Origin of the sequence: Chromobacterium indicum, assembly GCF_039708975.1 — a bacterium.
GTDB lineage: Bacteria > Pseudomonadota > Gammaproteobacteria > Burkholderiales > Chromobacteriaceae > Chromobacterium > Chromobacterium piscinae.
On record NZ_JAYFSJ010000012.1, the window covers coordinates 54913 to 81398 of the forward strand.

General features: G+C 67.5%; 24 protein-coding genes. 12 read left to right on the forward strand and 12 right to left on the reverse strand.

Features of this window, described 5'->3' with window-relative positions; genetic code table 11:
* The first annotated feature begins 5 nt into the window (after window positions 1-5).
* Genes VA599_RS16845 through VA599_RS16865 form a run of 5 tightly spaced genes read left to right on the forward strand, consistent with a single transcriptional unit; the run spans window position 6 to window position 5990 of the window.
* Window positions 6-2117, forward strand: a complete 2112-nt coding sequence (locus VA599_RS16845) for a peptidase domain-containing ABC transporter (RefSeq protein WP_346789759.1) — start codon at window positions 6-8, stop codon at window positions 2115-2117.
* Between the two features lie 14 nt (window positions 2118-2131).
* On the forward strand, window positions 2132-2851 hold the full coding sequence (locus tag VA599_RS16850; protein ID WP_161627419.1) for a YIP1 family protein: 720 nt from the start codon (window positions 2132-2134) through the stop codon (window positions 2849-2851).
* A 6-nt stretch (window positions 2852-2857) separates the two neighbouring features.
* Window positions 2858-4078, forward strand: a complete 1221-nt coding sequence (locus VA599_RS16855) for an efflux RND transporter periplasmic adaptor subunit (RefSeq protein ID WP_346789652.1) — start codon at window positions 2858-2860, stop codon at window positions 4076-4078.
* Window positions 4075-4764 carry an ABC transporter ATP-binding protein gene (locus VA599_RS16860; protein ID WP_346789654.1) on the forward strand — a complete coding sequence of 230 codons (690 nt, stop codon included), beginning with the start codon at window positions 4075-4077 and terminating at the stop codon, window positions 4762-4764. The genes VA599_RS16855 and VA599_RS16860 overlap by 4 nt, the downstream gene beginning before the upstream one ends.
* Window positions 4761-5990 (forward strand): ABC transporter permease, encoded by a 1230-nt coding sequence (locus VA599_RS16865; protein ID WP_021477642.1) that lies wholly within the window; start codon window positions 4761-4763, stop codon window positions 5988-5990. The genes VA599_RS16860 and VA599_RS16865 overlap by 4 nt, the downstream gene beginning before the upstream one ends.
* A gap of 57 nt (window positions 5991-6047) precedes the next feature.
* Here the strand turns inward: VA599_RS16865 and VA599_RS16870 are convergent, their stop codons facing one another.
* The 9 genes from VA599_RS16870 to VA599_RS16910 form a co-directional block, all read right to left on the reverse strand.
* Window positions 6048-6779 carry an ABC transporter permease gene (locus tag VA599_RS16870; RefSeq protein ID WP_346789657.1) on the reverse strand — a complete coding sequence of 244 codons (732 nt, stop codon included), beginning with the start codon at window positions 6777-6779 and terminating at the stop codon, window positions 6048-6050.
* On the reverse strand, window positions 6776-7705 hold the full coding sequence (locus VA599_RS16875; protein ID WP_346789659.1) for an ABC transporter ATP-binding protein: 930 nt from the start codon (window positions 7703-7705) through the stop codon (window positions 6776-6778). Before VA599_RS16875 ends, VA599_RS16870 begins: the two co-directional genes overlap by 4 nt.
* A complete protein-coding gene (locus tag VA599_RS16880) occupies window positions 7702-8841 on the reverse strand; it encodes an ABC transporter permease (RefSeq protein WP_346789661.1) in 1140 nt (379 codons plus the stop codon). Before VA599_RS16880 ends, VA599_RS16875 begins: the two co-directional genes overlap by 4 nt.
* Window positions 8842-8860: 19 nt before the next feature.
* Complete coding sequence (gene osmF, locus VA599_RS16885; RefSeq protein ID WP_346789662.1) at window positions 8861-9778, reverse strand: glycine betaine ABC transporter substrate-binding protein OsmF; 918 nt, start codon at window positions 9776-9778, stop codon at window positions 8861-8863.
* 112 nt (window positions 9779-9890) lie between these two features.
* Entirely contained in the window at window positions 9891-10190 is a 300-nt protein-coding gene (locus VA599_RS16890; protein ID WP_346789664.1) for a GIY-YIG nuclease family protein, read from the reverse strand.
* A complete protein-coding gene (locus VA599_RS16895; RefSeq protein WP_021475546.1) occupies window positions 10177-11760 on the reverse strand; it encodes a TerC family protein in 1584 nt (527 codons plus the stop codon). Before VA599_RS16895 ends, VA599_RS16890 begins: the two co-directional genes overlap by 14 nt.
* A gap of 130 nt (window positions 11761-11890) precedes the next feature.
* Window positions 11891-13036: a c-type cytochrome biogenesis protein CcsB gene (ccsB, locus tag VA599_RS16900; RefSeq protein WP_346789761.1), complete on the reverse strand. Its 1146-nt coding sequence runs from the start codon at window positions 13034-13036 to the stop codon at window positions 11891-11893.
* On the reverse strand, window positions 13036-15057 hold the full coding sequence (locus tag VA599_RS16905; RefSeq protein WP_346789666.1) for a cytochrome c biogenesis protein ResB: 2022 nt from the start codon (window positions 15055-15057) through the stop codon (window positions 13036-13038). Before VA599_RS16905 ends, ccsB begins: the two co-directional genes overlap by 1 nt.
* Before the next feature lie 128 nt (window positions 15058-15185).
* Window positions 15186-15800 carry a c-type cytochrome gene (locus VA599_RS16910; protein ID WP_021475549.1) on the reverse strand — a complete coding sequence of 205 codons (615 nt, stop codon included), beginning with the start codon at window positions 15798-15800 and terminating at the stop codon, window positions 15186-15188.
* A gap of 92 nt (window positions 15801-15892) precedes the next feature.
* Between VA599_RS16910 and yihA the strand changes: the two genes are divergently transcribed.
* The gene (gene yihA / locus VA599_RS16915) at window positions 15893-16513 is read left to right on the forward strand and encodes a ribosome biogenesis GTP-binding protein YihA/YsxC (RefSeq protein WP_021475550.1); all 621 of its coding nucleotides are present in this window, start codon (window positions 15893-15895) and stop codon (window positions 16511-16513) included.
* 204 nt (window positions 16514-16717) lie between these two features.
* Here yihA and VA599_RS16920 read toward each other — a convergent pair whose 3' ends face one another.
* From VA599_RS16920 to VA599_RS16930, 3 genes are all read right to left on the reverse strand, one after another.
* Window positions 16718-17530 carry a septal ring lytic transglycosylase RlpA family protein gene (locus VA599_RS16920; RefSeq protein WP_231178476.1) on the reverse strand — a complete coding sequence of 271 codons (813 nt, stop codon included), beginning with the start codon at window positions 17528-17530 and terminating at the stop codon, window positions 16718-16720.
* Between the two features lie 103 nt (window positions 17531-17633).
* On the reverse strand, window positions 17634-18098 hold the full coding sequence (gene trmL, locus VA599_RS16925; RefSeq protein ID WP_021475552.1) for a tRNA (uridine(34)/cytosine(34)/5-carboxymethylaminomethyluridine(34)-2'-O)-methyltransferase TrmL: 465 nt from the start codon (window positions 18096-18098) through the stop codon (window positions 17634-17636).
* A gap of 40 nt (window positions 18099-18138) precedes the next feature.
* The gene (locus tag VA599_RS16930; protein WP_346789669.1) at window positions 18139-18849 is read right to left on the reverse strand and encodes a ComFC family protein; all 711 of its coding nucleotides are present in this window, start codon (window positions 18847-18849) and stop codon (window positions 18139-18141) included.
* Window positions 18850-18947: 98 nt separating this feature from the next.
* Here VA599_RS16930 and bioB point away from each other — a divergent pair, with 98 nt between their 5' ends.
* The 6 genes from bioB (at window position 18948) to bioC (ending at window position 26449) form a co-directional block, all read left to right on the forward strand.
* Window positions 18948-19931, forward strand: a complete 984-nt coding sequence (gene bioB, locus VA599_RS16935) for a biotin synthase BioB (protein WP_082107249.1) — start codon at window positions 18948-18950, stop codon at window positions 19929-19931.
* 112 nt (window positions 19932-20043) lie between these two features.
* Window positions 20044-21195, forward strand: coding sequence for an 8-amino-7-oxononanoate synthase (gene bioF, locus VA599_RS16940; RefSeq protein ID WP_346789671.1), 1152 nt, complete (start codon window positions 20044-20046; stop codon window positions 21193-21195).
* A 115-nt stretch (window positions 21196-21310) separates the two neighbouring features.
* The gene (locus VA599_RS16945; protein ID WP_346789672.1) at window positions 21311-24151 is read left to right on the forward strand and encodes a bifunctional diguanylate cyclase/phosphodiesterase; all 2841 of its coding nucleotides are present in this window, start codon (window positions 21311-21313) and stop codon (window positions 24149-24151) included.
* Window positions 24141-24758: a class I SAM-dependent methyltransferase gene (locus VA599_RS16950; RefSeq protein WP_346789673.1), complete on the forward strand. Its 618-nt coding sequence runs from the start codon at window positions 24141-24143 to the stop codon at window positions 24756-24758. The genes VA599_RS16945 and VA599_RS16950 overlap by 11 nt, the downstream gene beginning before the upstream one ends.
* A 24-nt stretch (window positions 24759-24782) precedes the next feature.
* The gene (gene bioH, locus VA599_RS16955) at window positions 24783-25547 is read left to right on the forward strand and encodes a pimeloyl-ACP methyl ester esterase BioH (RefSeq protein ID WP_221666160.1); all 765 of its coding nucleotides are present in this window, start codon (window positions 24783-24785) and stop codon (window positions 25545-25547) included.
* Window positions 25544-26449 (forward strand): malonyl-ACP O-methyltransferase BioC, encoded by a 906-nt coding sequence (gene bioC / locus VA599_RS16960; protein WP_346789675.1) that lies wholly within the window; start codon window positions 25544-25546, stop codon window positions 26447-26449. Before bioH ends, bioC begins: the two co-directional genes overlap by 4 nt.
* The last annotated feature ends 37 nt before the right edge of the window (window positions 26450-26486 follow it).

Below are 26486 nucleotides of genomic sequence, written 5' to 3' on the forward strand. Positions count from 1 at the left end.
AGGTCATGCTGCAGGCGGAGGCCGGAGAGTGCGGCCTGGCCTGCCTGGCCATGGTCAGCGCGCGGCTGGGGCGCCACCTGAGCCTGGCCGAACTGAGGCAACGCTTCCGGGTCAGCGTCAAGGGCGCCACTCTGGCCCAGCTGGCGCGGCATGCGGCCGAGCTGAGGCTGCGCGCGCGGCCGGTCAGGCTGGAGCTGGAGGATCTGCCGGATCTGGCGCTGCCGGCCATCCTGCATTGGGATCTGAACCACTTCGTGGTCTTGCATGCGGTCCGGCGCGACTGGCGCGGCCGTGTGACGCTGACGGTGCTGGACCCGGCGCTGGGACAGCGCCGCCTGAGCCTGGAGGCGGCGTCGCCGCATTTCACCGGCATCGCGCTGGAGCTGGCGGCGGCCGCCGATTTCGAGGCCGGTGGCCGTCCGCCGCGGGCGTCCTGGCGCGAGCTCTTGGGACAGGCTCCGGTCTTCCGCCGCGCCATCGTCCAGCTCGGCATCCTGGCGATCGCGCTGGAGATCTTCGCGCTGGTGGCACCGCTGTTCAACCAATACCTTGTAGACGAGTTGCAGGACGGCGTCGATCCCGGCGTGCTGACGCTGCTGGCCTGCGGTTTCGCCGGCGTCATCGCGACGCAGGCGCTGATCCACTGGGCCCGCAGCGGCCTGCTGATCCGTTGGAGCGCCGAGCTCGGTTATCGCTGGACGCACAAGCTGCACGCCCATCTGATCCGCCTGCGCGCGTCCTTCTTCGAGACCCGGCCGTTGGGGGACCTGGCTTCGCGTTTCGGCAGCGCCACCGCGCTGGAGGCGGCGCTGGCCTCGCTGCTGGTGGAGAGCGTGATAGACGGCATGATGGCGCTGCTGGCGATGGCGATGCTGGCCTGGTACAGCCCGGCCTTCTGCGCGGTCGCGGCCGCGTCGGCCGCGCTGTATGCCGGCCTGAGACTGTTGTCCTACCTGCGGCTGCAGGACGCGGCGCTGCACCGGCTGTATGCCGGCGCCAAGGAACACGGCCATTTTCTGGAGACCGTCCGCGCGATTTCGGCGGTGAAGCTGTTCGGCCGGGAGGCGGCGCGGCTGGCCGACTGGAGCCGGCTGAAGCGGGCGCAGATAGGTAGCGAGCAGCGCGCCCAGCGCCTGAGCGCGCTGTGCAAGCTGGCCAACGTCACGCTGCTGCGCGCGCAGGCGCTGGCGCTGCTCTACGTCGGCGCGCTGCAGGTGCTGGAGCGCCGGCTCAGCATCGGCATGCTGATGGCGGCCAGCCTGTACGCCGGCACCTTTTCCGGCCGGGTGTTCCAGTTGCTGGACAGCTGGGTGGACATCCGGCTGCTGGGCCTGCACGCCGGCCGCTTGGCCGATCTGTTGGGCGAGCCGCCGGAGGCGGACGATGCCGAGGCGGCCGAGACGGCGCCGGCGCAGGGGCGCTTGTCGCTGCGCGGGGTCAGCTTCCGTTACGGCGAGGGCGAGCCCTGGGTGCTGCGCGATGTCAGCCTGGACATCCCGCCGGGCCAGAGCGTTGCGCTGACCGGACCCAGCGGCGGAGGCAAGACCACGCTGGCCAAGATCCTGCTGGGCCTGCTGCAGCCGCAGAGCGGCGAGGTGCTGGTGGACGGCGTGCCGATCGCGCGGCTGGGACCGGGGCGGCACCGCGCCCTGATCGGCACGGTGCTGCAGGAGGACGCGCTGCTGTCGGGCAGCCTGCTGGGCAATATCAGCTTCTTCGACGAGACGGTCGATTACGCCCGCGTCGCCGCCTGCGCCCGGCAGGTGGGCATGCACGAGGACATCCTGGCGATGCCGATGGGCTACCACACTCTGGTCGGCGAGCAGGGCGCCGGCCTGTCCGGCGGACAGCGCCAGCGCCTGCTGCTGGCTCGGGCATTGTACAAGCGGCCCAGCATCCTGCTGCTGGACGAGGCGACCAGCCATCTGGACATCGGCAACGAGCGGGCGATAGGCGAGGTGCTGGCGCGGCTCAGGCTGACGCGGGTGATGGTGGCGCACAGGCCGGAGACCATCACCACGGCGGAGCGCGTGCTGGTGCTGGCCGACGGCCGGGTAGACGAGGCCCCGGGCGGCCGCGCGCCGGCCGCGGCGGAACTTTTCACTGAATGTTTTTGATACGGACGCTCATCATGAATCAGACTTCTGTTCTCGCAGACCCGGCGGCGGCTCCGGGGCAATGGCGGCTATTGGCCGGCATCGTGCAAAACCCGGCCCAGGCCTTCAGGCAGATCGCGGCGCGGCCGCGCAGCCTGCTGCCGTTGTCGCTGATCGTCGCCGGCACCGCCCTGCTGTATCTGTGGTACTACGGCTGGGTCGACTTTGCCTGGCTGCGCGAGCGCCTGCTGGACCAGCTGGCCACGCCGGGCAACCGCGAGGCGGCGCTGAAGGCGGTGACCCGCCCGCTGATGCTGGGCTCCAGCATCGCCGGCGCGATGATCACGCTGCCGCTGAGCTATCTGCTGTTGGCGCTGTATTTCCACGGCGTGGGCAAGCTGCGCGGACTGGGCATCGGGCTGCGGCAATGGTATGCGCTGGTGGTGTGGTCGTCGACGCCGGCCTTGCTGGTGCTGCTGTCCGGCGCCGTGCAAATCCTGGCCGCCAGCGCCGGTCGGCTGGAGCCGTCCCAGCTCGATCCGCTGTCCTTGAACCAGCTGTTGTTCCACCTGGATGTTGGCCATGCCTGGGTCGGCGTGCTGGACAGCGTGGACCTGGGCTCGTTCTGGAAGCTGGCCCTGCTGGCGATAGGCTACAAGACGTGGAGCGGCGACCGCTGGCCCGTCAGCGCCGCGGTGGCCTGGGCGCCGGCCGCGCTGTTTTACGGCGTCTGGATCGCCGTCAAGGCCTGGTGAACGGATATGAAGTGGAAGTGGTTGGGCCCCGCGCTGCTGGTCGCGGTGGCGGCGCTGCCTTTCGTGGCGCGCGCGTTCAGGCAGGAGACGGTGTACCAGGTGACGGCGGCTGTCGCCGCGACGCGGGAAATCCGCTCGTCGGTGCTGGCTTCCGGCAGCCTGGTCTATCAGGAGCAGGCCCAGCTGTCGTCCGAGGTGACCGGCAAGGTCAGCGCGGTGCTGGTGCGGGAGGGCGACCATGTGCGGGCCGGACAGCCGGTGCTGAGGCTGGACGACGAGGGCTATGCTGCCGAAGTGACGCAGCAGGCGGCCGCGGTCAGGCAGCAGGCGCTGCAGCAGCGGCAGCAGGCGCTGACGTTGGCGAACCAGCAGTCCGCCTATCGGCGCAAGGAGGTCCTGCACCGGGCCGGCATGGTGGCGGACGCGATGCTGGAGGATGCCCGCTACGCGGTGGACGAGGCCAGGGTAGGCCTGAAGAACGGCGGCGAGCAGCTGCGGCAGAGCGAGGCGGTGCTGGCCCAGGCCAGGCAGCGCGCCGCCAAGACAGTGATCCGCGCGCCGATGAGCGGTGTGGTCACCTCGATCGACATCAAGCCCGGCGAGACGGCTATCGCCAGCCAGGTGGGCATGGTCACGCCCAGCCTGATGACGATAGCCAATACCGGCACCATGCTGATCGAGGCCAACATCGACGAGGCGGATATCGGCGGCGTCGGCAGCGGCCAGCCGGCCAAGGTGCAGCTGGTGGCCTATCCGGGCGCGCCGCTGTCGGCGACGGTGCTGCAGATACCGCTGTCGCCGAAGCGCATGGCCGGCGCGCCCGCCGGCGTGCCGGGCGGGCAGGCGCGCAGTTATCCGGTGCGGCTGGCGCTGTCCGGAAGCGGCCGCGGGCTGCTGCGGTCGGGCATGAGCTGCCGGGTGGAAATCTTCACCACCCGGGCCGGCAAGGCGCTGACGGTGCCGCTGCAGGCGGTGTTGTCCGAGGCGGAAACCTTGGCCCGCCGCGACGCCGGCGACAGCGACAGCGACAGCGAGGCGAGGGTGCTGGTGGTGAAGGATGGCCGGCTGGAATCGCGGAGGGTCCGGACTGGCGAGTCGGACGACACCCAGCAGCAGATACTGTCCGGATTGCGCGCCGGCGAACGGGTGGTGACCGGGCCGGCCAAGCTCTTGTACAGCCTGAAGCCGGGCGACGCGGTCTCGGTCCAGGCCGGGAGGCCGTCATGACGCCGCTGATCGAGCTGCGCGGCATCTGCAAGCGCTACCAGCAGGATGAGGCGGCGCCGCTGGCGCTGTCGACGCTGAATCTCAGCGTCAGCGCCAACGAATACATCGCCTGCGTCGGCGCCTCCGGCTCGGGCAAGTCGACGCTGATGAACATCATAGGCTGCCTGGACCGCCCGAGCGCCGGCGAGTACCGGCTGAACGGCGTCGATGTGGCCGGCATGACGGACGACCAGCTGGCCCGGGTGCGCAACCGCGACATCGGCTTCGTGTTCCAGAGCTTCCACCTGCTGCCGCGGCTGAGCGCGCTGGAGAACGTGATGCTGCCGCTGGTCTACGCCGGCGCGCCGGGCGCCGAGCGCGAACGGCGCGCCGCCGAGGCGCTGCGCAGCGTCGGACTGGGCGCGCGGCTGCAGGCCAGGCCCAACCAGCTGTCCGGCGGCCAGCGCCAGCGGGTCGCCATCGCGCGCGCGCTGTGCGCCCGTCCGGTGCTGCTGTTGGCGGACGAGCCGACCGGCAATCTCGATTCCGCCACCGGGGAGGAGATCATGGCCTTGTTCGACCGCCTGCACCAGGAGGGGCACACGCTGATCCTGGTGACGCATTCGGACGAGATCGCCGCCCGCTGCCGGCGGCGGATACGGATGGCCGATGGCCGTCTGGTCGCCGACAGCGGGGAGGCGGCATGACGATGCTGCTCGAATGCTGGCGCAACGGCTGGCGCAGCCTGCGCGGCCATCCGATGCGCAGCCTGCTCAGCGCGCTGGGCATCGTCATCGGCGTCGCCGCGGTGATCGCCGTGATCGCGATCGTGCAGGGACTGTCGCGCTCGGTCAGCGAGAATTTCGACCGCTTGGGCGCCAACAGCCTGAGCGTGGAGGCCAAGACCGAGCTGGAGGAGGCGCTGCAGGGGCGGCGCAATCGCCTGGGCTGGGCCGATTACCGGCAGATCTTGCGGCAGGAGGGCGGCACGGCGGCGCTGGCGGCGTCGTTCGCGCCGTTCGGCGACTACGGCGCGACCGTCCGCTACGGCCGCCGCACCGCCTTCGCGGCGGTCAACGCGGTCACCGCTTCCTACCAGACGGTGCAGCAGGCCTTCGTGCGGGAGGGGCGCTTCATCCGCAACAGCGACGACCGCTCCCGGCGCAAGGTGTGCGTGATAGGCAGCGATCTGGCTACCAAGCTTAAGCTGCCGGAGAGGCCAGAGGGCGAGTTCGTCGAGGTGTCGGGCGAGTGGTACAAGATCATAGGCGTAATGGAGTCGCGCGGCGCGGTCTTCGGCGTCAGCCGCGACAACTATCTGCTGATACCGTTTTCCGCCGGCCAGGCCGCGCTGGCCGCCGGCAATCCGCCCGATTTGTCGATCGCGCTGAACGTCGCTGATCCGGCTGCACTGGAGCCGGTGCGGCAACGCCTGCGCGCGCTGCTGCGCCGGCTGCACCGGCTGGGGTCGGGCCAGGCCGACGACTTCCGCATTCAGAGCGCCCGCCAGTTGAGCGAGGCCTTCCATGCCATCGTCGACGGCATGAGCCTGGGCCTGGCCGGCATCGTCGGCATCTCTCTGCTGGTGGGCGGGATAGGCATCATGAACGTCATGCTGGTGTCGGTGACCGAGCGGACGCGCGAGATCGGCCTGCTGAAGGCGCTGGGCGCCCGGCGCGCGCACATCTTGCTGCAATTCCTGTCCGAGTCGGTCTGCCTGTCGCTGGCCGGCGGGGCGGCCGGCGTGTTGGGCGGCTATCTGCTGGCCGGCGCGTTCTCACTGCTGGTGCCGGCGCTGCCGGCGCCGGCGGTGCCGTGGTGGGCGGTCGCGCTGGCACTGGGTTTCACCGTCACCGTCGGCTTGGTTTTCGGCCTGGCGCCGGCAGTCAAGGCGGCCAATCTGGAACCGGTGGAGGCGCTGCGCTATGAATAGCGCGGCGGCGCACTTGTCCACAGCGCGTCCCGCCGGCGATTTTTATCCACAGGCCGCTCAGCCGCGTTGCGACGGACTCAGCCAGTCTCCGAGCCATTGAAAGGCTTGATCGACGACGATTGCCAGCAGCGCCACCGGCAGCGCGCCCTGGATCACGTAGGCGGTGTTGAAGCCGGACAGGCCGACGATGATGGGCAGGCCCAGCGTGCGCGCGCCGACGGTGGAGGCCAGCGCGGCGGTGCCGATATTGATCACCATCGCGGCGCGCACGCCGGCCACGATCACCGGCGCGGCCAGCGGCAGCTCCACCCGCCACAGCATTTGCAGCGGACTCATGCCGATGCCGCGGGCGGTTTCGCGCGCGTCCTCCGGCACCGAGGCCAGGCCGGCCAGCGCGGCGTGGGTGATGGGCAGCAGGCTGTACAGCGCCAGCGCCGCCAAGGCCGGTGCGGCGCCGAAGCCGATCAGCGGCACCGTCAGCGCCAGCACCGCCACCGGCGGAAACGATTGGGCGATGGACAGCAGCGTCTCCAGCGGCGGGCGGAAGTCGTGCCCGGAGGGCCGGCTGGTCCACAGCGCGGCGCCGATGCCCAGTAGGGCGGCCGCGCCGCCGGACAGCGCGACGATGGCCAGATGGGACAGCAGCAGCTCGCCGAAGCCGTCCTGCAGATAGAGCGGGCGGTCCAGTTCGGGAAACCAGTAGTGGAACAGCGGCGCGCTGCGCGGCAGGCCCAGCAGCAGCGCGGCCAGCGCCAGCGCGCTGAGGATCAGCCCCGCGCGCCGCCTCATTCTGACGCGCCCAGCAGGTCTGCGAAGCGCAACGCGCCGATTTCTTCTCCGGCTGTGTCGATCACCGGCAGCGCCGCCGCGCCTTGCACGATGAAGGCGGACAGCGCCTCGCGCAGCGTGGCGTCGGAGCGCAGCGCGGCGCCGCTGGCGCGCTCGCCCGGCCGCAGCCGCTCCGCCACGCGCAGCAGCCCCAGCAGCCGCACGCCGGCCTCGTCCGGCTGGAAGAAATCGCGGACAAAGCCGTTGGCCGGATGCAGCAGGATGTCGCGCGGGCTGCCTTGCTGCTGGATGCGGCCCTGGTCCATCACCGCGATGCGCTGGCCCAGCAGCAAGGCCTCGTCGATGTCGTGGGTGACCAGGATGATGGTCTTGCCGGACAGGCGGTGGATGCGGGCCAGCTCCTGCTGCAGATTGGCGCGGGTCACAGGATCCAGCGCGCCGAAGGGCTCATCCATCAACAGCACGTCGGGATCGGCTGCCAGCGCACGCGCCACGCCGACGCGCTGCTGCTGGCCGCCGGACAACTGGTGCGGGTAGCGGCGGCGGAAGTCGGCGGGCAGCCTGAGCAGCGCCAGCAGTTCGTCCACCCGTGCTTGTATCCGTGGACGCGGCCATTTCAGCAGTTGCGGCACCGCGGCGATGTTCTGCTCGACGGTCCAATGCGGGAACAGGCCGACGGACTGGATTGCGTAGCCGATATGGCGGCGCAGCAGTTCCGGCGGCTGGGCGCGGATGTCGCGGCCGGCGATGCGGATCTCGCCGCTGTCCGGCTCGAGTAGCCGGTTCAGCATTTTCAGCATGGTGGACTTGCCGGAGCCGGAGGTGCCCACCAGCACCGCGAATTCGCCTTCGGCGACGGTCAACGACAGGTCGGTCACCGCGGGCGCGCCGTGGAAGGCTTTGTTGACGTTGGCGATTTCAATCATCGGCGGACGGGCTCCAGTCGAGAGGCCAGCAGTTTGAAGACGGCGTCGCAGCACAGGGTGAGCAGCACGATGGGCAGCACGCCCAGCAGCACCTGGTCCGGCGCGCTGGCCGACAGGCCCTGGAACAGGATGGCGCCGAAGCCGCCGGCGCCGATCAGCGCCGCCACCGCGGCCAGACCCACCGCCTGCACCGTGGTGACGCGCAGGCCGGCGATGAACACCGGCAGCGCCAGCGGCAGCTCCACCCGGCGGAAGATCTGCCACGGCGACATGCCGATGCCGCGCGCGCCGTCGCGGGCGGCGGCCGGCACCTGGCGCAGGGCGGCCAGCGCGCCGTGGGTCATCGGCAGCAGCGAATACAGCGTCAGCGCGGTGACGGCCGGCGAGAGGCCGACGCCGGCGATGCCCGATTGCGGCCATGCCCGGCCCAGCCAGGCCAGCGGCGCGATCAGCAGCGCGAACAGCGCCAAGGAGGGAATGGTCTGCAGCGTGTTCAGCGCCGGAAACAGCCAGGCCTCGATCCGCGGCCGGCGAAACGCGGCCACACCCAGCGCCGAGCCCAGCAGCGCGGCCGGCAGCACCGATAGCCCCACCAGTTGCAGGTGCCGCAGCAGCGCCTGCCGGAACACGTCCGGATCGTTATGGTATTCGCGCAGCAGCGCCAGCGCGTCCAGCTGTCCGGCGGCCAGCAGAAGCAGTCCTGGCAGACCGGCGGCGCAAACCGCCAATGCGCGGATGGGCGGCGTCAGGGCCAGGCCGCGCAGCGATTCGGCCAGTTGCAGGCCGGCCGCGAGCAGCAGCAGCCAGAAGCCGGCGCCGAAAGCGGTGCGGGCTAGCGAGTCGGGATCGCCGCCGCCCAGCCTGGCGGCTTCATGGCCGCAGAGCAGCAACAAGCCGTTGGCCAGCAGGACGGCGCACAGCGCCAGCAGGGCATGCAGCCGGCGCGACGGGCGCAGCCATGGCGACAGCAGCAAAGGGAGCGCCGGCACGATCAGCCAGAAGGCGTCGGGCAGCTCGGACAGGCGCAGGCCCTGGCCGCTGAGCAGGCGGTTGGGCGCGTGGCTGAGCAGCGGGCTGAAAAAACCGGCCAGCGCTAGCAGCGCCAGGGCCAGCTGCACCCGGTTGCGCAGCCGCATCAGGCCGGCGTTTCCGGCATCACTGGATGAAGCCCTTGCGCTTCAGATAGCCGGCGGCCACCTGGCGCGCGTTGCGGCCTTCCAGCGCGATGCTGGCGTTGAGCTTCTGCAACGTCGCCTCGTCCAGCGACTGGAACACCGGCTTGAGCCAGGCGGCGATCTCCGGGCGGCGGGCCAGCGCGTCGGCGCGGATGATGGGCGTCGGCGCGTACACCGGCTGCACGCTCTTGGGGTCGCCCAGCGCCACCAGGCCCAGCGCGGCCACCGGGCCATCGGTGCCGTAGGCCATCGCGGCGTTGACGCCGGAGGTCTGTTCGGCCGCGGCCTTGATGGTGGCCGAGGTGTCGCCGCCGGCCAGCGCCAGCAGCTGGTCCTGGCGCAGCTTGAAGCCATAGGCGGTTTGGAAGGCGGGCAGCGCGTCCGGCCTTTCGATGAATTCGGCCGAGGCGGCCAGCTTGAAGCGGCCGCCCCGGTTCAGCCAGGCGCCCAGGTCGGCCAGCGTGCGGATGCGGTTGGCGGCGGCCACGTCGCGGCGCACGGCGATGGTCCAGGTGTTGTTGGCCGGCGCGGGGGCCAGCCAGACAATGCGGTTCTTGTCGTAGTCCAGCTGCTTGACCCGCTGGTAGCCGGCGGCGGCGGATTTCCAGGCCGGGTTCTTTTCGTCGGCGAAGAAGAAGGCGCCGTTGCCGGTGTATTCGGGGTAGATGTCGATTTCGCCGGCGGCGATGGCGGCGCGCACCACCTTGGTGTTGCCCAGCGACAGCTTGCTCTCGGTTTTCACGCCGTGGGCTTCCAGCACTTGCTGGATCATATTGCCCAGCAACGCGCCTTCGGTGTCTATCTTGGAGCCGACGCGGACGGCGTCGGCGGCGCTGGCCGATGCGGCGAGCAGGATGCCGGCCAGCAACGCGGCGATGCGGGACATGCGGTTTGACATGGATCTCCCCCGTGGCGGACCGGCCGCGCTCGCAGCCGCGCATGATGACGATGGCGTTCACTATACCGTCCATCGCGCGGCGGCGGCCAGCGCCGGGAAGGGAAAAGACGCGTCAGCCCGCGGGGGCGGGATCGGCGTGGTCGCGGAGGAAGTTCCGCTTGGCCGCGGCGGTGAGCCGCTTGAACGCGTGTTCGGCCTGCAGCGCGGCGGAGCGGCCGGAGTATTCGATCACCAGTTCGACGGCGACGGGCGGATTGAGGCGAGTGTAGCGCGCGCCCTTGCCGGCCAGATGCTGGCGGTAGCGGCGCGCGACGTCGGTGCTGACGCCGGTGTACAGCGCGCCGTCGGCGCAGCGCAGAACATAGAGAAACCAGGGCCGGGACGGCCCCGGTTCATGCTCAGATGGCGGCATCGAAGCCGTTGGCCAGTGGGCTGATCAGCACCCGCTCGGTGCGGTTGCCCTTTTGCGCGGTGACGCGCAGCTTCCATTCGCCGACGGTCACTTCGTCGCCCTCGCGCGGGATGCGCTCCAGGCAGTCCATCAGCAGGCCGGCCACGGTGTGGAAGTCTTCGTCCTCGAAGTCGCCCAGCGTCAGGTATTGCTCCAGCGTGACGAGCTCCAGGCTGCCTTCCACGTCGTAGCTGCCGTCGTCGTTCACCGCGATGGCCGGGCGCTCGTGGCGCTCATGCTCTTCCGGGAATTCGCCGGCGATCGCTTCCATCAGGTCCTTCTGGGTGACGATGCCTTCCAGGCTGCCGAACTCGTTGACCACGAAGGCCATGTCGGCGGCGTTCTGGCGGAAGCTTTCCAGCGCCTTCAGCACGGTGACGGTTTCCGGCAGCACCAGCGGCTGGCGCAGCGCGGCGTCGATGTCGAGCGCGCGGCCGTCCAGCAGCTGGGCCAGCAGGTCCTTGCGGGCGACGATGCCCAGCGGCTCGTCTATGCTGCCGTCGCGGATCACCACCAGGCGGGAGTAGGGGCTGTCGCGCAGCGCCTGGCGCTGGGCCGCCTCCGGCTGGCTCAGGTCCAGGCGGTGGATGTCGGCGCGCGGGGTGGCGATCACGCGGATCGGCCGCTCGGCCAGGGTCAGCACGCTGTGTATCATCGCGCGCTCGTTGTGGGCGAAGGCGGTGTCCTCCACCGGCAGCGGGCCGGCCTCGGGCTTGGCCTCGTCGGCGCCGGCGGCGGACAGGCGGCTGCCCATCAGGCTCAGCACCGCGTTGGCGGTGCGCTCGCGGAAGCTCTGCGAGCGGTTCAGGTAGCGGATGCGGTTGGCCTGCGACACCTGGTTGAAGGCCTCGATCAAGACCGAGAAGCCGATCGCCGCGTACAGATAGCCCTTGGGAATATGGAAGCCGAAGCCGTCGGCGATCAGGCTGAAGCCGATCATCAGCAGGAAGCCCAGGCACAGCATCACCACGGTCGGATGGGCGTTGACGAAGGCGGTCAGCGGCTTGCTGGCGGCGATCATCAGGATCATGGCGATGATCACGGCCAGCATCATCACCGGCAGGTGTTCGGACATGCCGATGGCGGTGATCACCGAGTCGATCGAGAACACCGCGTCCAGCACCAGGATCTGCGCCACCACGGTGGCGAAGGCGGCGTAGGCGCGCTGGCCGCCGCTCTTGACGTGGTCGACGCCCTCCAGCCGCTCATGCAGTTCGGTGGTGGCCTTGAACAGCAGGAACACGCCGCCGCCCAGCATGATCAGGTCGCGGCCGGCGAAGCCGACCCCCATGACCGAGAACAGCGGCGTGGTCAGGGTGACCAGCCAGGAGATGCTGGCCAGCAGGATCAGGCGCATGACCAGTGCCAGCGACAGGCCGACGATGCGGGCGCGGTCGCGTTGTTCCGGGGGGAGTTTGTCGGCCAGGATGGCCACGAAGATCAGGTTGTCTATGCCGAGTACGATCTCGAGGACGATCAGCGTAAAAAGGCCCAGCCAGGCGGCGGGGTCGGACAGCCATGAAAAGTCCATGATGGTGTAACGCGTTCCTTGTGCGATAAAAAAGCGATAAAAACGCTACAAGGATACCAAATGCCAGCGTTCCAGACAGGGAAAATGCGAAAAGCCCGGCAGACGCCGGGCTTTGGAGAGACAGCGGGGTTTACAGGCCGCCGTAGGAATGCAGGCCGGACAGGAACATGTTGACGCCGAGGAAGGCGAAGCTGGTGACGGCCAGGCCGATCACCGCCCACCAGGCCAGCGGCGCGCCGCGCCAGCCTTTCACCAGCCGGATGTGCAGCCAGGCGGCATAGTTCAGCCACACGATCAGTGCCCAGGTTTCCTTCGGGTCCCAGCTCCAGTAGCCGCCCCAGGCGTCGGCCGCCCACATCGCGCCCAGGATGGTGGCGATGGTGAAGAACAGGAAGCCGACGGAGATGGCCTGGTACATCATTTCGTCCAGCACCTCGGCCGCCGGCAGGCGGTCTTTCAGCCAGCCCTTCTGCGCCAGCAGCTGGCCGATGCCCAGCATCGCGGCCAGCGAGAAGGCGCCGTAGCCGACGAAGTTGGCCGGCACGTGGATTTTCATCCACCACGATTGCAGCGCCGGGATCAGCGGCTGGATGCCGTGCGCCTGGCGGTCGAAGCTGTACCACAGGATGAAGCCGACCGCGGCGCTGATCACCGGCAGCACCAGCGCGCCGGATTGCGCGGCGGCGAACTTGGCCTGGTAGTACAGATACATCAGCGCGGTGATCAGCGTGAACAGCACGAACACTTCATACAGATTGGACACCGGAATGTGGCCGACGTCCGGCGCGATCAGATAGCTCTCGTACCAACGCACGAACAGGCCGGCCAGCCCCATCACCGAGGCGGCCCAGGTCAGGCCGGCGCCCATCCGCGCAAGCTGCGCCGAGCGGCGGGCCAGGCCTATCCAGTACACGGCGGTGGCCAGGAAGAACAGCGAGCACATCCACATGATCGCCGATTGGCTGGACAGCGCGTACTTGAGCCAGAACGCGCTCTGGCCGCGGGCCAGGTCATGCTGGTACAGCTGGATGCCCAGCAGCGCCACGCCGCCCGCCAGCGGGAAGAACCAGCGCCAGGCCGGCCAGAACCAGCCCAGCGCGATCAGGCCCAGCGCGGAGCCGGCCAGGATGGCCTGCTCGTAGCCGTCCATCGCGTGATGGTAGAGGGAGAAGGCGTAGCCGGCGGCGACGGCGATCAGCAGCGCGTACGCCCAGTCCCAGCGGTCCAGCCGGCGCCACAGCGGCAGGCGGTCGAATCTCGTTGTTGCCAGTTCCATCATATTCCCCGTGTCAGCTGTTTGATCGCGTCGAGATGACGCTGGAAGGCGGTGTCCAGATCGCGGTTGTGGCGGTTGGAGGTCATCGCCACCCGCAGTTTGCGGCCATCTATGCGTATCCACAGGCGCAGCTCCCGCACATAGAACATTAGCACGATGCCCAGCACCAGCAAGACCGATCCCAAATAGACCAGCGTCTTGCCCGGCGAGCGGGTCAGCTGCAGGCCGGACGACTGGACTTGATCAAAGCCCTCTAGCTGCAGGAACACCGGCGAGCCGTAGTCCTGCAGCGCGCTGGCGGCCACCAGGCCATCCAGCAGGAAACGGTAATGGACGGCGTCGGAGGCCAGCGGCTTGGCACCGGCCTTGTCGTCGGCCACCGCCATCACGTCCACCACCGCGCCCTGCAGGATCTTGATATAGGTCTGCGCCACCGCCTGGCGTTTGTCGGCCGGCACCCGCTCGTCGAGGAACTGCTCCAGCGCGGAGAAGCCGCCCGAGGCGAAGCGCTCCAGCACGCCCTTGACGCTGTCGCCGAACTGCTTGGCCAGCTTGTCGTCGATCACGCCGCCCTGCTGCGCCTTGCGGGTGGCGCGCGCGGCGATCTCGTCATACAGCGCCGGATTGCGCAGCGCGCCGTACAGGCGCATGAAGCGGTCGACCTGCATGTCGTCGTCCAGCGGCAGGCGCAGGTACTGGAAGGGATCGGCCGGCGTCTTGCGCATGCCGGCCATCAGGTAACTGGCGCCGTCCTGCGCGATCGGCGCCATGTAGTGGACGTATTCCACCGCCTGGCCCTGGGTGTCGCGCAGCTTGAAGGTGATGGACGGGCCGTAGTTCTTCAGATCCTTGTGCAGCTTCACCTCGCGCGCGTCGTGCATGCGCTGGGTGAGGGTGGGATCGCCTTCGCCCGGCTTGGCGACGTTCTCGATGTTGAATACCCTGAGCTCGCCGAATTCCAGCGCGTAGTCCTTGCCGTTGGCGCGCAGCGGCTGGCTGTTCATCGACACGCCCTTGAGCTCAGTTGGCGCGCTGCCGGGGCTCGCCAGGTTCCAGGCCTTCAACTGCAGCGGCGAGCCGCCGTCGCCGAAGCTGGACTGGTAGATGGCGACGCCGTCGACGATCAGCGGGTGGTTGACCTGGACCGTGGCCTCGGTGGTCTTGCCGCTTTTCTTGTCGGTGACCACGATGTCGCTGGCGAACAGCTTGGGCATGCCGTTGCTGTAGTAGGCGACGTGGAATTTCTTCAGCGAGACGATGAAGGGCAGCTCCTGCACCAGGTAGCCGTTGCCGGAGTTGAGGAAGGTGACGTCGGCGCTCTTGCCCTCGGCGATGGTGACATTGCCGCGGAAGGACAGGTTGGACGGCCCCAGCCGGCTTTGCTCCGGAATCTGGCTTTGCGGGAGGTCGCGGGTTTCCGGCACGATGCGGCCGGCCACTTCCGCCAGCTTCAGCGGCAGGTTGCCGTCCAGCAGGCCGCCGACGCAGATCACGATCAGCGCGATGTGGGCGAGGAAATAGCCGAGCTTGCCGGCGGCGCCCTTTTTCGCGGCGATCAGTTTCACGCCGCCGTCTCGCTCGGCTTCGCGCCAGCGGAAGCCCTGGCCGCGCAGATAGCCCAGCAGGCGCGGCAGCTCCACCTCGTCGGCCTCCAGCGCCTGGCTGTGCGGCATCGCCGCCAGCGAGTTGTCGCCGGCCTTCTCGCGGTAGCCGCGCATCTGCTTGATGAAGCCCGGGCCGTTGCGCACGATGCACAGCGTGGTGGACAGCACCAGGAAGGCCAGGATGATCAGGAACCAGGCCGAGTGGTAGACGTCATACAAGCCGAGCAGCTCGAAAGCCTGGAACCAGAATTGGCCGAATTCGAAGGCGTAGTTGGGATAGGGCTCGTTTTGCTTGAGCACGGTGCCTATGATGGAGGCGATGCCGAGCACGGTGAGCAGCCCGATGGCGAAGCGCATCGAGCTGAACAGCTCGTACAGCGCGCGGGACAGGGTTTGGCGACGGTGTGTGGTTTTCATTGTTATGGACGTGAAAAAGGAAGCCCGTTCGGGGCTTCCCTTTTGAACGGGCCGGAGCGGCAAAGTTGCGCCCGCCCGCGCGGTTGTCGCCGCGCGGCGTGTCGGGCTCCGGCGGGGGAGGGCACGGCTTAGCGCAGGCCGGAAATGTACTCGGCCACCGCCTTCATTTCAGCGTCGGTCATCCGGCTGGCGATATCGGTCATCATCAGGTTCTTGCGGTCGGCGCCGGCCTTGAAGTCGGCCAGTTGCTTGGCGATGTAGCCGGCGTGCTGGCTGCCCACGCGCGGGAACTGCTCGGGCAGGCCCTTGCCGGCCGGGCCGTGGCAGGCCATACAGGCGGGCACGTGGCTGGCGGGGTTGCCGACGCGGTAGATCTTGGCGCCCAGCGGCAGCAGCGCCTTGTCGGCCGCTTCGCGGTCCTTGGGCTTTTGCTGGCTGAAGTAGGCGGCAAGGTTGTGCATGTCGTCGTCGGACAGGCCGGCGGTCATGCCCAGCATGGTCGGGTTTTTGCGTTCGCCGGTCTTGAAGGCCTTGAGCTGGCTATACAGATATTGCTGGCTCTGGCCCGCGATGGTCGGATTGGCCGCTGCGACGCTGTTGCCGTCGACGCCATGGCAGGCGGCGCACACGGTGTCCACAATCTGCTTGCCTTTCGCCGGGTCACCCTTGGCCGCCGGGGAGGCTGCCAGCACGTTGCCGGCCAGGGTGAGGGATGCCATCGCCAACAGCATTTTACGTCTCATGGTCGCTCCTTTAGGGTGAGCCCCTAAAATATCTGTAAAAGTAGCAATTCCAAACCTGTTATTCTATACCAATTGATTTCAACCTTACTACCATGTCGATTTTTCAGAACGCCCGGTTTTATACCACCGTCAACCACATGAAGGACCTGCCGGCCACCCGCGCCGAGGTCGCCTTCGTCGGCCGATCCAATGCCGGCAAGTCCAGCGCCATCAACACGCTGGCCAACCGCACCCGGCTGGCCTACGTGTCCAAGACGCCGGGACGCACCCAGCACATCAACTTCTTCGAGCTGGGCGACGAGTGTTTCCTGGTGGACCTGCCGGGCTACGGCTACGCCGAAGTGCCGGAAGCGGTGCGCGCCCACTGGGTGGAGCTGCTGGGCCGCTACCTGCAGACCCGGCAGAGCCTGATCGGCCTTCTGTTGATTATGGACGCCCGCCATCCATTGAAAGACCTGGATCGCAGAATGCTGGAATTTTTCCGCGTCGCCGGCCGTCCGGTGCACATCCTGCTGTCCAAGGCCGACAAGATGTCGCGCCAGGAGCAGAACAAGGTGCTGGCCGAGGTGAAGCGCGAACTGGCCGACTATCCGTCGGTCAGCGTGCAGATGTTCTCCAGCCTGAAGAAGACCGGCGTCGACGAGGTGGAACAGGTGGTCAAAGGATGGTTCGACGCGCTGCCGCCGCAGGACGACGGCATGGCGGAACTTTGAGCGACAGGCTCCGCCTAAGCTTGCAGGTGCTCCGCACCTCCCGCTTGGCTCCCTGAGCGGGGCCTGAATCGTTGCTATCCAGGCTTTGCCCCGGCTTCTCGGCCGGGGCTTTTTATTGGGTTGGGCGGCAGACGGGCATGAAAAAAGGCGAAGGATGCATCCTTCGCCTTTTGCCCTGTTGCCATACGATTCAAGCACGGACCATCACAAGCTGGTGATGACGGTCTCCACGTGCAGGTTTTCCGCTGCGTTGCGCACCGCCTCGTCTGTCGAGAACGGTCCCAGGCGCACCTTGTATGCGCCCTGCTGGTTGACGATTCCGAGCTTGGAGTCGTACTTGTCGTCCAGCCCGTCCAGCGTCTTCTGCAGCAGCGCCTCGGCGTTGGCCAGCGTGTTGAACGAGCCAAGCTGCAGATACTTCGGATTGTCGCCCGCCCTGAGCTCCCGGCCCACAGGCTGGGTCACCGGCTGCGCGGAGGCGGAGTAGGTGCTGTCTTCGGCCGGCCAGACGCGATCGATCGCGATCTTGGCGCTGCCCTGCTGGATGAAGCCCAGCTTGTAGGCGGCGGCGTAGGACAGATCCATCAGGCGCTTCTTGTGAAACGGACCGCGGTCGTTCACGCGAACGACTACCGACTTGCCATTGGTCAGATTGGTCACCCGGGCATAGCTCGGGATCGGCAGGGTCGGATGGGCCGCAGTCATCGCGAACATGTCGTAGCGTTCGCCAGAGGACGTCTTGCGGCCGTGGAACTGCTTGCCGTACCAGGAGGCACGGCCGACGGCGTGATACGGCTTTTCACGCACATCGGGACGGAAGCTCATGCCCAGCGCCGAGTAAGGCAGGTTGGCCGACTTGATAAGCGGCTCGTCCTGCGGAACGGCGTCGGGAACCAGGCTCAGGTTGACCGGGATATGATCGGCCGGACCGTCGTTCTGGAAATAAGCTCCGTTTTTGGCAACGGACTTCTTGTTAGTCGGCGAAGCCGACTGGTTTGTGGCACTGGCCGTCTTCACAGTGGAACAGGCCACAAGCACTAGACTGACAAATAGAAGCCACAGCCATCGGAGAACAGGTTGCATAAACCTCCCTATGCTGTTGGGCCAACTTTGCGAACCGCTATACCCCCCCTTCGAAACCGAGCTGGCGCCAAGCCTCGAACACCGTCACAGCGACGGCATTGGAGAGATTGAGGCTTCTCGACTCGGGACGCATCGGCAATCGAATCCTTTGCTGCGCCGGCAGGGCAGCCAGCACATCTTGCGGCAAGCCGCGGGATTCGGGACCGAACAGAAAAACGTCCCCGGGTTGGTAGGAAATCCGGTCATGGCGCGTAGCGCCTTTGGTCGTCGCAGCGAAGATCCGCCGTCCCTGAAGCGCACGCAAACAAGCGTCCCAATCTTCATGAACGACGACGCGGGCATACTCGTGGTAATCGAGCCCTGCGCGCCGCAACTTGGCATCCTCAAGCGGGAAGCCCATGGGTTTGACCAGATGCAGTTCACAGCCGGTGTTGGCACATAAACGAATCACATTGCCCGTGTTGGGCGGAATTTCCGGCTGAAATAGAACAACAGTGAACATCGTTGGCAGGCTGGATTGTTCCAAAGAATCAAAATCTTGGTCAAGTTTTTAGGGAAAATGCTCGGGCAAGCACCCATGCGTCGACCCGTTTCGCGCCTTGTTTTTTGATCATTTTAGACAAGGCGGAGAGGGTTGCGCCGCTGGTCGCGACGTCGTCGACGATCGCAATGGAAAGCCCGTCGCACCGGCGTTTTACGTCGAATGCATGGCGAACGTTTCGCAGTCTTTCGGCGCGGCCGAGCGAGGCTTGCGGCAAAGTGTTGCATTTTCGCCAACACAGACTGTCCGAAAAACGGCTGTTTATTGTATCAGCGAACGCTTTGGCAAGCTCGGAACTCTGATTGAAGCCCCTTTCGGCCAGTCGTTCGCTCGCCAGCGGAACAGGAATGACTAAATCGTATTTATGGTCTTGACAGCTGGCGAATTCGGTGAGTAATCCAGAAAGCGCGCCAGCCAGTTGCAGCCGCCGGCCGTACTTGTAGGCATGGATCAGGCCGTTCAGAGGGTAAGCGAACAGATAGGGAACATGCAGCGCGTCGAATGCCGGCGGCTGGCGCTGGCAGTGTCCGCACAGCGCGCCGCCGACTGTCGGTTCCGCGCAACGTGGGCAGCGCTCCGCCGGCATCCGCGGCAGCATCGCCCGGCAGCCGTCGCACAGACCCTCTCGGGCGTGCGGCTGCCCGCATAGCACGCATTTCTGATTAATTATTGAGCAGTTGTCAATTATTAACTTTCTAATATTTGACAGCATGTCGACCACCCTCCAAGATTTTGTCGCCTGCCCATCGGGGCAGGGTGACGAGCCGCACGGCTCGCAGTGAGAATGACAAACAGCTATTGGAGCATACGATGCATTCTGCCACGATGGTACTCAAGCGCCCGGCCACCCCGCATCCGGAAAACACTAATTGGAGCGTAGACGATGTGGAGGCGCTGTTGGGCCTGCCTTTCATGGAGCTGGTGTTCCGCGCCGCCGAAATCCATCGCCAGTTCTTCGATCCAACCAAGATCCAGTTGTCGACGCTGGTGTCGATCAAGACCGGCGGCTGTCCGGAGGATTGCGGCTATTGCCCGCAGTCGGTGCACCACGACACGCCGGTGGCCGACCAGCCGATGATGACGGTGGACGAGGTGGTGGACGCGGCGCGCCAGGCCAAGGCCAACGGCGCGGGGCGTTTCTGCATGGGGGCAGCCTGGCGCGGCCCCAAGGACGCCGATCTGCAGAAAACGCTGGAGATGGTGCGAGAAGTGAAGGCGCTGGGCCTGGAGACCTGCGCCACCTTCGGCCTGCTGCGCGACGGCCAGGCCGAGCAGTTGAAGGACGCCGGCCTGGATTATTACAACCACAATCTGGATACCGCGCCGGACAAGTACGCCGACATCATCCAGACCCGGGAGTACGAGGACAGGCTGGACACCTTGGGCAAGGTGCGCAAGGCGGGGCTGTCGGTGTGCTGCGGCGGCATCGTCGGCATGAACGAAACCCGCGCCGACCGCGCCGGGCTGATCGCCCAACTGGCCAATCTGGATCCGCAGCCGGAGTCGGTGCCGGTCAATAATCTGGTGCAGGTGGTGGGCACGCCGCTGCAGAACGCCGAGCGGCTGGACTGGACCGAGTTCGTGCGCACCATCGCGGTGGCGCGGATCACGATGCCGGCCAGTTACGTCAGGCTGTCGGCCGGCCGCCGCGAAATGGATGAAGCCACCCAGGCGCTATGCTTCCTGGCCGGCGCCAATTCCATTTTCTACGGCGACAAATTGCTGACCACCGGCAATCCGGACGTGGTGGCCGACCAGGCATTGATGTCCAAGCTGGATTTGCAGGCACTGTAAAAAATATTAGCAATTCTGTACTGTAGCCTTAAATGGAAACATATATATAGTGTGTCGCACCGGGGCAGGCAGCTGCCGCGGTTTGGTCAACAACGTAAAAGAGTGCAACGCCATGCGCCTTCAAGACCTGTCCGCAGCCCTGCTGGAACTGGACGCCAGCCATCGTCGCCGTTACCGGGCGACGCTCGAGTCGCCGCAAGGCGTCGATGTTGTCATCGATGGCGAGGAATACCTGTCTTTCGCCAGCAACGATTATCTCGGCCTGGCCGATCATCCCTCCCTGGTGCGCGCGCTGCAGCAAGGCGCCGACCGCTGGGGCGCCGGCAGCGGCGCCTCCCATCTGTTGACCGGCCACACTCTGGCCCACCAGCAGGCGGAAGAAGAGTTGGCCCGCTTCGTCGGCCGCGAGGCGGCGCTGCTGTTCGGCTCCGGCTACGCGGCCAATCTGGCGGTGCTGACCAGCCTGGTGGGGCGCGGCGACGCGGTGTTCGCCGACAAGCTCAACCACGCTTCGCTGAATGACGGCTGTCTGTTGTCGAGGGCCGATTTCCAGCGGTTCCGCCACAACGACCTTGATCATCTGGAACAACTGCTGGCCGCCAGCGACGCGCCGACCAAGCTGATCGCGGTGGACGCCGTGTACAGCATGGACGGCGACCAGGCGCCGCTGCCGGCCTTGCTGGCGCTGGCCGAGCGTTACGACGCCTGGCTGTATGTCGACGACGCCCACGGTTTCGGCGTACTGGGCGACGGCCGCGGTTCGGTCGCCGCGCACGATCTTTCCAGCGAGCGGCTGATCTATATGGCGACGCTGGGCAAGGCCGCTGGTCTGGCCGGCGCCTTCGTCGCCGGCGGCAGGCCGTTGATCGACTGGCTGGTGAACAAGGCCCGCACTTATATCTTCACCACCGCCCAGCCTCCGGCGCTGGCGGCCGCGGTGGGCGTCAGCCTGCGGCTGATCGCCGAGGCCGGCGAGCGCCGCGAGCGGCTGGGGCAATTGATCGCCCGCTGCCGGCAGCGGCTGGAGGGCACGCCTTACGCCGGCCAATCCGCCACGCCGATCCAGCCCTTCGTCGTCGGCTCGGACGAGAACGCGGTTCGGCTGGCCGACGCGCTGCGGCGGCAGGGCTACTGGGTGCCGGCGGTGCGGCCGCCGACAGTGCCGGAAAACGGCTCCCGGCTGCGGATCTCGTTGTCGGCCCGACATGAGCTTTCCCAATTGGACGCATTACTGGATCTGATGCTGAGCCAGGCGGCAAACTGAAGCCTGACGTGGCGGAAGGCGTCCGCGCCACATGAAAACGTTCAAGCCCGGGGCATTTGTCCCGGGCTTTTGTCTGGCTGCGGACTTTCTCGGCGTCCCGTACTACGATAATGACATGAAGAGCACGGCAGAATATCTGGACGATCCGGAACGGGCCGCAGCCCGCGCCTTGTCGTTATTGCAGGGCCTGGGCGGTTTGAGCGCGGCGGCCGCATGGGGACGGAACGGGGCGGCGTGGCGGCGGCTGGCGGCGTTCGGCGATGCCGACGGCCTGCCGGACGGCGAGACCTTGTCCGCGGGGGAGCCGCCGGCAGGCGCGGGCGCGCAAGCGCTGCGGGCGGGCGGCCAATCCTTGGGATGGCTGGCGTGGCGGGGCACGCCGCCGGCGCAGCTGGAGACCGTGGCGGCGCTGCTGGCCGGCCATCTGCAGTGCGAAGCGTTGCGGGCCGAACAAGCCGCGGCGCGGGCCGCCAATGAGACGATGCTGGAAATCAGCCTGCTGGCCGGCGAGTGCCCGGCGCTGGAGCGCATGTTGCCGCGGCTGCACCGATTGATGCAGCGTCTGCTGGACGCCGACAATTTCTGCATCGCGCTGTACGACGAGGATTGCTCCGCGTTCCACTACCCGTTCTACGTCGACCGGCGCGATCCGTCGCCGCCGGATCCGGAGCGGATCTTTCCGCTGGCCGGCCCCCATGCGTCCTTGACCGCCTGGCTGATGCGCGGGGGCGCGCCGGTGGTGCTGACCGGGGAGCGCATCGAGGAATTGTGCAGCCAGGAGGCGCTGGCGCCTCCGGCGCAGATGCCGGTCTTCTGGATGGGCGCGCCGCTGGCCAACGCGGCCGACGAGCTGATCGGCGCGGTGGTGCTGCAGGTCTACGATGACCAGCCGATGCCGACATCGGCCGAACAGCAGTGGTTCATGTTCGCCGCCCGCCATGTCGGGTTCGCGCTGGACCGCGCGCTGTACCATGGCCGGCTGGAGCGGCAGGTGGCGCTGCGCACCAGCGAGCTGGAGGGCGCCAATGCGCGCCTGCGCGCCGAGGTGGCTGGCCGCAAGCGCGCGGAGAAATTTCAGGACGTGCTGTTCCGCATCGCCGAATTGTCCAATACCAGCCTGTCGCTGGAGGCGTTTCTCAGCGGCCTGCACCGGCTGTTGCTGGAGATGGTGGCGGCGCGCAACTGCGTGGTGGCGTTGTACGACATGGGCAGCGACCTGATCAGCTTCCCTTATTGCGCCGACGAGTACGCGTCGTCGCTGCGGGCGCGCAAGCCCGGCAAGGGCCTGATCGAGCAGGTGCTGCACAGCGGCCGGCCGTTGCTGCTGGATCCGTACGGCAGCTTGCCGGGCGTCGCGGCGGAGGAAGGGGAGATGCCGCCCAAGAGCTGGCTTGGCGTGCCGCTGTATTGCGATCACGAACTGCTGGGCGTGCTGGCGGTGCAGAGCTACGACGGCGAGGTGGTGTACGGCTACCGGGACCAGGAGGTGCTGGAGTTCGTCGCCAACCATATCGGCGCCGCGCTGGCGCGGGTGCGCGCGCTGGAGAGTCTGCAGCAGGCCTACGCCGACCTGGAGCAGCGGGTTCGCGAGCGCACCAGCGAGCTGGACGCGGTCAACGCCCAGCTGGAGTTCGACAGCCTGCACGATCCGCTGACCAAGTTGCCCAACCGCAATTATTTCTCCAAGGCGCTGCGCCGCGCCTGGGACGCTTACCTCGATGGCGGCGACCGCTTCGCCGTGGTGTTCATCGACCTGGACCGTTTCAAGCTGGTCAACGACACGCTGGGCCATCTGGCCGGCGACCACCTGCTGTTCGAGGCGGGGGCGCGCATCCGCGCCTGCCTGCGCCATTACGATTTCCTGGCGCGGCTGGGCGGCGACGAGTTCGCGGTGCTGATGTTCGGCATGGACGCGGTGGACGAGTGCGAGATCATCGCCCGCCGCATCGTCAGCGAGTTCGAGCGGCCGGTGATCCTGGCGGGACGCGAGGTGTTCTCCACCGCCAGCGTCGGCGTGGTGCTGGCCGACCGCGCGCACTACCGCCAGGCCGACGACCTGCTGCGCGATGCCGACCACGCGATGTATTGCACCAAGCAGCAGGGCCGCCAGGGCTACACCTTGTTCAGCCACCAGTTGCGGATAGACCAGGCCGACCAGCTGGCGCTGGAGACCGAGCTTCGGCGCGCGCTGGAGGAGGAGGGGCAGCTGCTGCCCTACTACCAGCCTTTCATTTCCGCCGCCACCGGCGAGCTGGCCGGCTTCGAGACGCTGGTGCGCTGGCAGCATCCGCAGCGCGGGCTGGTGTCGCCGGGCGTGTTCCTGCCGGTGGCCGAGGAGAGCGGGCTGATCACCCGGCTGGACCGCTACATGATCAACGCCGCCTGCGCCCAGCTGCGGACCTGGCGGGCCGAGGGGCGGGTGGACGAGGACTGCGCGCTGCACATCAACCTGTCCTCGGCCAATTTCCGCGACCCGGACCTGGTCGGCTGGATAGGCGAGCGCATCGCCCATTACCAGCTGCCGCCGGCGATGCTGCATCTGGAAATCACCGAGAGCGCGCTGATCGACCAGCCCGAGGCCGCCGCCACCGCGATGCAGGCGCTGCACGGCCTGGGCGTCAGGCTGGCGCTGGACGATTTCGGCACCGGCTATTCGGCGCTGTCCTATCTTCACCGCTATCGTTTCGACGTGCTGAAGATAGACCAGTCCTTCGTGTTCGACCTGGATCGCAAGCAGGAATCGGTGGCCATCGTCCGCGCCATCCTGGCGCTGGCGCGCGCGCTGGACCTGGACGTGGTGGCCGAGGGGGTGGAGACCGCCAGCCAACAGGCGATGCTGAAGGAAATGGGCTGCGGCATGCTGCAGGGCTTCTATTTCGCGAAGCCGGCGCCGGCCTGGGCGCTGGACTGGGACAAGCTGGCGGGCCTGGGCAGGGAGCCGGACCATGTGGCGTGAGTGCGCGAACCGCTTCAACCGCTGGCGCTACGATCTGTACGCGCCGGTGTACGACAAGGTGGCGCAGGGCTTCGCCCGCCACCGCCGCCGCTCGATCGGCCTGCTCAACCCGCAGCCGGACGAGCGCTTGCTGCTGGTCGGGGCAGGCACCGGCCTGGACCTGGACTTCCTGGTGCGCTGCCGCCACGTCGCCGCGATCGACATCGCGCCGGCGATGCTGGCGCGGTTGCGCGAGCGCGCGGCCAAGCTGGGCATGGAGGTGGACGCCAGGGTGATGGACGGACAGAAGCTGGACTTTCCCGACGCGAGCTTCGACGCGGTGGCGCTGCATCTGACGCTGGCGGTGGTTCCCGATCCGCGGGCCTGCCTGCTGGAGGTGGAGCGGGTGCTGAAGCCGGGCGGCCGGGTGGCGGTGTTCGACAAGTTTCTGGCCGACGGCGGGCGGGCGCCGCTGTGGAGGCGCGCCGGCAATCTGCTGGCGCGCGCCGTCGCCACCGACATCAACCGCCGGCTGGGCGACATCGTTTCGGTTACCAAACTGCAACCTTTTCACGACGAAGATGCCGGCTTTGGAGGTTTCCTTCGCATCGTACTCTTGCGAAAATAGCGTTTTCGCCCAATTTGACCGTTCATGAATCTGTTTGTCGAAACGCAGGGCCAGGGACCGGACGTGGTCATGCTGCACGGCTGGGGGCTGCACGGCGGCGTGTTCGCCCGCGTGGCCGAACAACTGGCGACGCGTTTCTGCGTCCACCTGGTGGATCTGCCGGGCCACGGCGCGTCGCCGGCGCTGCAACGCTTCGACGCCGACGCGGTGGCCGATCTGCTCGCGGCCCATTTCCCCTTGCCGGCGCAGGTGGTGGGCTGGTCGCTCGGCGGCCTGATCGCCCAGCACTGGGCCGCCCGCCATCCGGCTCAGGTGAAGAGCCTGGCGCTGGTGGCCACCAGCCCGCGTTTCGTCCGCGACGAAACCTGGCCGCACGCGCAAGAGCGCAAATCGATAGAAGCCGTCGCCCAGAGCCTGGACGGCGCGTTCGAGCAGACGCTGGAGCGCTTCCTCGCCTTGCAGATGATGGGCGCGCCGGCGGCGCGCGACACGCTGAAGGCCTTGCGCGGCGAACTGTTCTCCCATGGCCGGCCGCAAGGCCTGCTGCCGGCGCTGGAGCTGTTGCTGGAGGCCGACGCGCGCGCGCTGGCCGGCCGCATCCAGTGCCCGACCGCCTTGTTCTACGGCGCGCGCGACGCGATCACCCCGATCGGCGCCGGCCGCTGGCTGGCCGAGTCGCTGCCCGACGCCGTCCTTTACGAATTCCCGCAAGCGTCGCACGCGCCCTTCCTGTCCCATGAGCAGGATTTCGTGCGCGCGCTTGCCGAGCATCTGGAAACCCAGGCATGAGTGAAGCGTTTTACACCGACAAGGCGCGCGTGCGCGCCTCGTTCGAAAAGGCCGCGGCCAGTTACGACTCCGCCGCGGTGCTGCAGCGCGAAGTGTCCGACCGCATGGCGGAACGGCTGGATTACATCAAGCATCAGCCGGTGGTGATCCTCGACGCCGGCGCCGGCACCGGCTACGGCTCGGCCGAGTTGCGGCGGCGCTATCCGCAGGCGCGGGTGATCGAGCTGGACCTGGCGCATGCGATGCTGCAAGCCTCGCGCGAGCGCGGCCGATCCGGCGACGGCTTGCTGAAGAAGCTGTTCAAGCCCAGCCAGCCGTGGCAGATCAACGCCGACATCGAGAAATTGCCCTTGGCCGACGCCAGCGTCGACATGATCTGGTCCAATCTGACCATTCAATGGATCAACGAGCCGGACAAAATGTTCGCCGAGATGCGCCGGGTGCTGAAGCCGGACGGCATGCTGATGTTTTCCACGCTGGGGCCGGACACGCTGTTCGAACTGCGCGACGCCTTCGCCGGCGTGGACGGCGCCACCCACGTCAACCAGTTCATCGACATGCACGATATCGGCGACGCGCTGATGCGCGCCGGTTTCGCCGAGCCGGTGATGGACATGGAAAAGATCGCGCTGACCTACGACGACACCCGCGCGGTGATGCGCGACCTGAAGGCGATAGGCGCGCACAACGCCACCGCCGGCCGCGGCCGCGGCCTGATGGGCAAGCAGGCCTGGCGCAAGGTGGAGGCCGCGTACGAGCGGCACCGCCGCGACGGCAAGCTGCCGGCCAGCTACGAGGTGGTGTACGGCCACGCGTGGAAGGGCACCGAAAAGAAGCTGGCCAAGATGACCGACGACGGCCGCCAGGTGATCGAATTCGTCAAGAAGGCACCCAAGCCCTGACGGCGGACCGCCGCCGCGCAGCTTAAAGAAAGTTAGC

What these genes read in the sequence shown, in the direction of transcription:
- yihA (WP_021475550.1), top strand. Translation starts at nt 15,893, where the DNA reads ATGTCGATTTTTCAGAACGCCCGGTTTTATACCACCGTCAACCACATG.
- ccsB (WP_346789761.1), bottom strand. Translation starts at nt 13,036, where the DNA reads ATGGAACTGGCAACAACGAGATTCGACCGCCTGCCGCTGTGGCGCCGG.
- bioH (WP_221666160.1), top strand. Translation starts at nt 24,783, where the DNA reads ATGAATCTGTTTGTCGAAACGCAGGGCCAGGGACCGGACGTGGTCATG.
- VA599_RS16855 (WP_346789652.1), top strand. Translation starts at nt 2,858, where the DNA reads ATGAAGTGGAAGTGGTTGGGCCCCGCGCTGCTGGTCGCGGTGGCGGCG.
- VA599_RS16895 (WP_021475546.1), bottom strand. Translation starts at nt 11,760, where the DNA reads ATGGACTTTTCATGGCTGTCCGACCCCGCCGCCTGGCTGGGCCTTTTT.
- bioF (WP_346789671.1), top strand. Translation starts at nt 20,044, where the DNA reads ATGCGCCTTCAAGACCTGTCCGCAGCCCTGCTGGAACTGGACGCCAGC.
- VA599_RS16905 (WP_346789666.1), bottom strand. Translation starts at nt 15,057, where the DNA reads ATGAAAACCACACACCGTCGCCAAACCCTGTCCCGCGCGCTGTACGAG.
- VA599_RS16910 (WP_021475549.1), bottom strand. Translation starts at nt 15,800, where the DNA reads ATGAGACGTAAAATGCTGTTGGCGATGGCATCCCTCACCCTGGCCGGC.
- trmL (WP_021475552.1), bottom strand. Translation starts at nt 18,098, where the DNA reads ATGTTCACTGTTGTTCTATTTCAGCCGGAAATTCCGCCCAACACGGGC.
- VA599_RS16860 (WP_346789654.1), top strand. Translation starts at nt 4,075, where the DNA reads ATGACGCCGCTGATCGAGCTGCGCGGCATCTGCAAGCGCTACCAGCAG.
- VA599_RS16875 (WP_346789659.1), bottom strand. Translation starts at nt 7,705, where the DNA reads ATGATTGAAATCGCCAACGTCAACAAAGCCTTCCACGGCGCGCCCGCG.
- bioC (WP_346789675.1), top strand. Translation starts at nt 25,544, where the DNA reads ATGAGTGAAGCGTTTTACACCGACAAGGCGCGCGTGCGCGCCTCGTTC.
- VA599_RS16890 (WP_346789664.1), bottom strand. Translation starts at nt 10,190, where the DNA reads ATGCCGCCATCTGAGCATGAACCGGGGCCGTCCCGGCCCTGGTTTCTC.
- VA599_RS16850 (WP_161627419.1), top strand. Translation starts at nt 2,132, where the DNA reads ATGAATCAGACTTCTGTTCTCGCAGACCCGGCGGCGGCTCCGGGGCAA.
- VA599_RS16880 (WP_346789661.1), bottom strand. Translation starts at nt 8,841, where the DNA reads ATGCGGCTGCGCAACCGGGTGCAGCTGGCCCTGGCGCTGCTAGCGCTG.
- VA599_RS16865 (WP_021477642.1), top strand. Translation starts at nt 4,761, where the DNA reads ATGACGATGCTGCTCGAATGCTGGCGCAACGGCTGGCGCAGCCTGCGC.
- VA599_RS16930 (WP_346789669.1), bottom strand. Translation starts at nt 18,849, where the DNA reads ATGCTGTCAAATATTAGAAAGTTAATAATTGACAACTGCTCAATAATT.
- VA599_RS16870 (WP_346789657.1), bottom strand. Translation starts at nt 6,779, where the DNA reads ATGAGGCGGCGCGCGGGGCTGATCCTCAGCGCGCTGGCGCTGGCCGCG.
- VA599_RS16845 (WP_346789759.1), top strand. Translation starts at nt 6, where the DNA reads ATGCTGCAGGCGGAGGCCGGAGAGTGCGGCCTGGCCTGCCTGGCCATG.
- osmF (WP_346789662.1), bottom strand. Translation starts at nt 9,778, where the DNA reads ATGTCAAACCGCATGTCCCGCATCGCCGCGTTGCTGGCCGGCATCCTG.
- VA599_RS16945 (WP_346789672.1), top strand. Translation starts at nt 21,311, where the DNA reads ATGAAGAGCACGGCAGAATATCTGGACGATCCGGAACGGGCCGCAGCC.
- bioB (WP_082107249.1), top strand. Translation starts at nt 18,948, where the DNA reads ATGCATTCTGCCACGATGGTACTCAAGCGCCCGGCCACCCCGCATCCG.
- VA599_RS16950 (WP_346789673.1), top strand. Translation starts at nt 24,141, where the DNA reads ATGTGGCGTGAGTGCGCGAACCGCTTCAACCGCTGGCGCTACGATCTG.